The 1,627-nt window shown below is 41.3% G+C and carries 1 protein-coding gene and 1 pseudogene; one reads left to right on the top strand and one right to left on the bottom strand.

The window, feature by feature from the left end; genetic code table 11:
- Window positions 1–226, top strand: a pseudogene (locus WBM98_RS12525) (sulfite exporter TauE/SafE family protein); the annotation flags it as partial.
- 49 nt (window positions 227–275) lie between these two features.
- Here the strand turns inward: WBM98_RS12525 and WBM98_RS12520 are convergent.
- Window positions 276–1,627: FG-GAP repeat domain-containing protein (locus WBM98_RS12520; protein WP_424366360.1), on the bottom strand; the 1,352-nt coding region annotated here is incomplete at its 5' end.

Here is a 1,627-nt window from a genome sequence, read left to right as displayed (position 1 = left end):
AGCATGGCTGTTCCTTATCATCAATGTTTTTAAGCTCCCCTTCCATATATGGTCTTGGAAGACCATAACCCCGGAAACCTTATGGATCGATTTAAAATTGGCCCCTGCGATTTTTTTGGGTCTTTTTGTAGGAGTGCGATTGGTAAAAATCATCAAGGAGGATTTTTATCGAAAGATGATTATGATCTTGACCGCGCTTGGGGCGATATTGATCCTGGTCAAATAAGTACTTCTGGATCTCGAAAACTCAAAACTAATTCCACTGCCCGTACACGCTATTCTAAACTGTGTTTTACACTGGGTGTATCTTTGTTCACCCTTACAAATTGCAGAAAATCATCGTTTTTTGCCACAATGATGTAGGAGGTGTCCCTTACTTTTATGGTCCCCATATCCTTTACATCCCCTGGCGCGAAAAAGCCGCTTTGGTAGTTGGGTACCGGTTCAAAGTTGCCTTTGCCATCTCCTTTTAAATATAGACCATACCCGGCATCATTTCTTGGGGTCTCAATTTCTGAGCCGAATAAATTTCCGGCAATTAGCGCATCCAAATTTCCGTCATTGTCAAAATCATCGACTAAAATTTGGTTGATGCTTGAAAATTGGGCCTGAACAGGTAGCTGATGTGCTACAAAAGTATTCCCTTTGTTTTCCAAATAAACACTGGCAAATGATTTAACCTGGTAGTGTAAGGCGGCATCCAAGGCTTTTTTGGTATATACGTCCTCTAAAGTTGCATGGGAAAAGGCTTCGGAGGTTTTATATTTGAATTTAATGGCATGGATCTGACGGGATGAGGGCAATCTACCCCTTACAGGATATTGAACGCCATCTTCATAATATCCCAATACAATATCCTTTATTCCATTCTCATCAAAGTCATAGCTATAAATATCGAAAGTTTCATTTTCAGAGGCCTTGTATTTATAATTAAGGCCATTGTTTCCCAGTATATAATCCATATCCCCGTCGTTGTCAAAATCCCCTTGATTTATGCTCCACCACCATCCGGCGGAATCGGAAAGTCCCATTTGGGTCGAAACATCCTTGAACCCGGTCTTCCCATTTTCAAATACTTTAATGGGCATCCATTCCCCAACAATGATGATGTCCAACCAATCATCGTTATTGAAATCGGTAATGATCGCGCTTGTCGCCATGCCAAGATCGTTGAATTGGTCCTCTATATACTGTGAATAGTTTTCAAATTTGACGTTCCCCTTGTCGCTTATATTTTTTAATAGAAAACTCGTTGTTGGCAAGGGATAATTCCAAGGAACCTGTCGCCCCAATACCAAAAGATCTTCTTTGCCATCCTTGTCAAAATCCGCATGATATACCTTGGATCCACTGACCGGCATTTCGGGCAAGGCATTATCGGCTTTTGAAAACCGACCTTTGCCATTGTTTATATACAATCTATCCTGAAGAAATTCTGATTTCGGATTAAACTCGTAGCCTCCACTAACCACATACATATCATTATCCCCATCTTGATCGGCATCGAAAATGATAGCACCCAAGTCTTCACATGATTTGTCCTGTATGAAGGGTTCTTGCGCTAACACTTGCTCGAAAGTACCCAGTGGGGTCTGTAAAAAAATCGTGCCGGAATACCCATGGGAAC

It is taken from the genome of Maribacter sp. (assembly GCF_049667165.1).
Taxonomy (GTDB): domain Bacteria; phylum Bacteroidota; class Bacteroidia; order Flavobacteriales; family Flavobacteriaceae; genus Maribacter_A.
The sequence above is the reverse complement of the archived record's forward strand: the minus strand, read 5'-3'. Positions and strand labels throughout refer to the sequence as shown.